Source organism: Coleofasciculus sp. FACHB-712, assembly GCF_014695635.1.
GTDB lineage: Bacteria > Cyanobacteriota > Cyanobacteriia > Cyanobacteriales > FACHB-T130 > FACHB-T130.
In genome coordinates, this window is record NZ_JACJOQ010000620.1 from 1 (window position 1) to 3701 (window position 3701).

Here is a 3701-nt window from a genome sequence, read left to right on the forward strand (position 1 = left end):
CAATTGCTCTGACATGACTTTCTTGCTCCTCGCCGAATCATCAAGCCTTATGCAGTTTCCAACCAGTCATAGATTTGATCTAACTGTTCCAACGTTACTAAACCGTATTGCCATAGGATCATCGGCAACGGGCCAGGATCTTGTTCCCGACGCCGCAAAGCGATCGCAATCGATGCCTTAGATATTGCTAAATCTTCTTGAAGAAAACGGAGAAATCGAGAAAAATTCGTAGGTGCCATGATGGCTTTTACCCCCTTTGTTGAATCTATTTTGTAATTTAAACCTTGGTTTGTTGAGTAACGGTAGTCAGTATTTTATCTGTCCACCTTTACTCGACTCCTTTTATACTATTTTGCCGCTACTCACTGTAACGCTAGTGTTTCAGATCACCAGCCTGGTGTGACAATTACGGCAGCCGGTATGGGTATTAACAGAAGAATGCTCATACTAGATTCAGGACTTTAGGCATCCCTTCCGGGCTGACCTAGAGAATAAGACTAAAAACTTAGGCTCACTCCCCTTTTTTCTGAAATCTTAGCCGACTGTTGCTAGTGAACTTTGCTTAATATTTTCTTTAGCAATTCACTGAAATCCCTCTGTATTAGGAGAGATTTGCTTGCCTAGAGCGTCTATGCCTCTCACCTCACACCAAATTCCAGGCAAAGCACTCTCATTCTTGGAAGAACCATGTCTCTGGAAGCGAGAATCTAGGTTTAAGCGTAACAATAATTGAAATTTGCAGTCTTAAACTCTCTCTTGGGAAAGAGTAGCTTATTTTTGCGACAAATAGGTTAAAAGAACGAGTAAATTTTTAAATCGTTTCGATAAGGACTATAAAAGACAGCCAGAAAGTCGGTCTGTCTTAGTATTGAGTTACTGAATGGTCACGCGATCGCCTGCCTTCAAACCGAGTTCCGCAGCGCGTCCTCCCCGGAGTTCAATCACCTGGTTAACGGGCGTATTGGGACCATAGGTGGGGCAAAGACTGGTTTTACAGGGAGGGACATCGGCAACGATCGCTTTCACCACTCCATCCAGCATAAAAACCATATCCAGCGGGATGAGGGTATTCTTCATCCAGAAATTGATCGGTTGCGGTGGATTGAAAAGAAAGAGCATCCCGCGATCGTCCGCCAAAGATGTTCTGTACATTAACCCCATTTGCTGTTGTTGGGGAGTCCGCGCTACTTCTAGCTGAATCACCTGACCTGCCATCGTTGCCTTGGCTGAAATTGGCAAAGTTTGACCCCTCTTATTCTGTGCGGGTGATGCTTCCGGTGATGAGTGCGCTTGTTGTGCAGGGGTCGTCGGTGCTGATGTCGGTGCTGATACTGGCGACGCCTGCTGCAATGGTTGCGCGGGTTCCCCACTCTGAGAGGAGGTTGATGGCACCGATGCCGAACATCCCATCAGCAAAACTGCCAGCATCATGACGACTAAACTTGCCTGCTTTTTCACATTGCGATCGCTTTTGGCAGATGTGCCTAAGCGCTGCTCTCTCCAGTCCAAATTCATCCTTAATCCTTGATATTTACGCCCAAAACTCAAAACCTAAGCTTCCCGCAAAACGTATCCGACACCTCGCACTGTCTGAATCAGGCGCTTCTCGCCCTCTTCTTCGATTTTGAGACGCAAATAACGGATATACACCTCAATCACATTCGACTCTCCCATAAAGTCGTATCCCCAAACATTTTCTAGAATCTGTTCGCGGGTTAAAACCTCACGGGGATGCGACATCATATATTTTAGAAGTTCAAATTCCTTCATTGTCAGGTCAATTACTCGGCCATTCCGCATCGCTCTGCGAGTAGACAAGTCTAAAACCAGTTCGCCAAACCGTAACTGTTCGCTAGCACCCGCTTCCGGCTGTAAGTAGAGGCGCACCAGTTGCAAAAAAGCGTCTGTGCGATAGGGTTTGAGGAAGTAGTCATCGGCACCCGAATTTAGACAAGCAACTCGATCTTCTACAGTATCGCGAGCCATCAACAGCAGCACTGGCACGCGAGAACCGGCATTCCTCAGTTGGTTGCACAATTTCAATCCTGAATCCCCTGTTAGCACTCGATCTACGACGACTAAAGCTGGCTGAAGTTCGCAAGCTTGATGAAAACCACTGGTGGTGTCTGGTGCAACCACAGTCGTATACCCAGCCTCTCGCAAATCCATGCTGACACGTTGGACAAGAATTTCGTCGGTTTCGACAAGTAAAACACAGGGAGTGCGGTCAAAAGTAACAGGAGACATAGGCTACATTGGGGCGCTTTTGCTGCGTTGTTATCTCAGTTTAACTACACTGGCAAGCGTTAGCTGCTTCCTTCAATGTAGGTAAGTATTCATGCTTAGTATAAAACACAGGATAGGGAGAGCGAGGGGCAAGTAGCGATCGCCTAAATAAGTTGCCAGACCTAAGATTCCCCTAATTCCCCGATAACTTGAGGAGAACCGGAATAAATCTTCCTTGAAAACAGGGATTTAGGGGGAAAACGATTGTTAGGGTAAATAACGACAGGCAACCCCCTCCTAGATGCAAAGTTAGCAGAATTTAATTTTCACAAAAACTCTTGTTTTTACTAATAAAAAAAGCAGTTTAATCAGGAGCGATCGCTTTCTTCATCAATTCTTTATAAAAGTCTACTCAGGCTTTCTTCAACCTGACTGGAAGACGCGATCTCTCCCCTTCCTCGGAGCCGGGATTTTGCAAATTTTGTCTAAGTCTTGCCTTAAATAAATGCAAAGCAGGTTTCAGACTGATGGCTTAGCTTTGCTCAATTAAACTACTAATCTCGGTTAAAATAGATTCTGACTTCTTAAGGAAATGACTGCTATGCAACAAAAGACGTCGTTACAGTCTTGCACTTTCATAATTTTAGTTACTTCCGAAAACGAGAAAGTCTGCAAAATAGATTAAGCTGATCGTTCAAAGCCTAACGCAACTACCTATTCATAAAGACGCCGCCATCTATGACCAGCCCCTTCTTGACTCGCCTCCACAGTCCTGAACGTCCTGTCATCGTCTTCGATGGCGCAATGGGAACTAACCTCCAAACACAAAACCTCACCGCCGCCGACTTCGGAGGGCCAGAATACGAAGGTTGTAACGAGTATCTGGTACACACCAAACCAGAAGCGGTAGAGAAGGTGCATCGGGACTTTTTGGCAGTCGGTGCCGATGTGATTGAAACAGATACTTTTGGCGGTGCCTCGATTGTGCTTGCAGAGTACGACCTGGCGGATCAAGCCTACTATTTAAATAAGAAGGCGGCGGAACTGGCGAAGCGCGTGGCGGCGGAATTTTCGACCCCAGAGAAACCCCGGTTTGTAGCGGGTTCGATAGGGCCAACGACCAAGCTGCCAACGCTGGGACATATTGACTTTGACACACTGCAAGCTTCCTTTGAAGAGCAAGCTGAGGCGCTTTACGACGGCGGCGTCGATTTATTTCTTGTCGAGACTTGTCAGGATGTGCTGCAAATCAAGGCAGCACTGAATGCGGTTGAGGAAGTCTTTCAGCGCAAGGGAGAACGACGCCCGTTGATGGTGTCGGTGACGATGGAAGTGATGGGTACAATGCTCGTCGGTTCTGAGATTAGCGCCGTAGTGACGATTTTGGAACGTTACCCGATTGATATTCTCGGACTGAACTGTGCCACGGGGCCAGATCGGATGGCTGAGCATATCAAGTATCTTTGCCAGCACTC

4 protein-coding genes are annotated in these 3701 nt (G+C 46.7%); 1 reads left to right on the forward strand and 3 read right to left on the reverse strand.

The window, feature by feature from the left end:
* Window positions 1–47: 47 nt before the first annotated feature.
* From H6F50_RS22835 to nblR, 3 genes are all read right to left on the reverse strand, one after another.
* Complete coding sequence (locus H6F50_RS22835) at window positions 48–239, reverse strand: DUF2949 domain-containing protein (protein ID WP_190411931.1); 192 nt, start codon at window positions 237–239, stop codon at window positions 48–50.
* Window positions 240–873: 634 nt separating this feature from the next.
* Window positions 874–1410: a DUF192 domain-containing protein gene (locus H6F50_RS22840; protein WP_190430465.1), complete on the reverse strand. Its 537-nt coding sequence runs from the start codon at window positions 1408–1410 to the stop codon at window positions 874–876.
* A gap of 141 nt (window positions 1411–1551) precedes the next feature.
* Window positions 1552–2247, reverse strand: coding sequence for a response regulator transcription factor NblR (gene nblR, locus H6F50_RS22845; RefSeq protein ID WP_190411932.1), 696 nt, complete (start codon window positions 2245–2247; stop codon window positions 1552–1554).
* Between the two features lie 717 nt (window positions 2248–2964).
* Between nblR and H6F50_RS22850 the strand changes: the two genes are divergently transcribed.
* Window positions 2965–3701: homocysteine S-methyltransferase family protein (locus H6F50_RS22850; RefSeq protein WP_190430464.1), on the forward strand; the 737-nt coding region annotated here is incomplete at its 3' end.

Bases quoted from the DNA above. Each gene is read 5' to 3' on its own strand.
- nblR (WP_190411932.1), bottom strand. From the start codon at position 2,247: ATGTCTCCTGTTACTTTTGACCGCACTCCCTGTGTTTTACTTGTCGAA.
- H6F50_RS22840 (WP_190430465.1), bottom strand. From the start codon at position 1,410: ATGGGATGTTCGGCATCGGTGCCATCAACCTCCTCTCAGAGTGGGGAA.
- H6F50_RS22835 (WP_190411931.1), bottom strand. From the start codon at position 239: ATGGCACCTACGAATTTTTCTCGATTTCTCCGTTTTCTTCAAGAAGAT.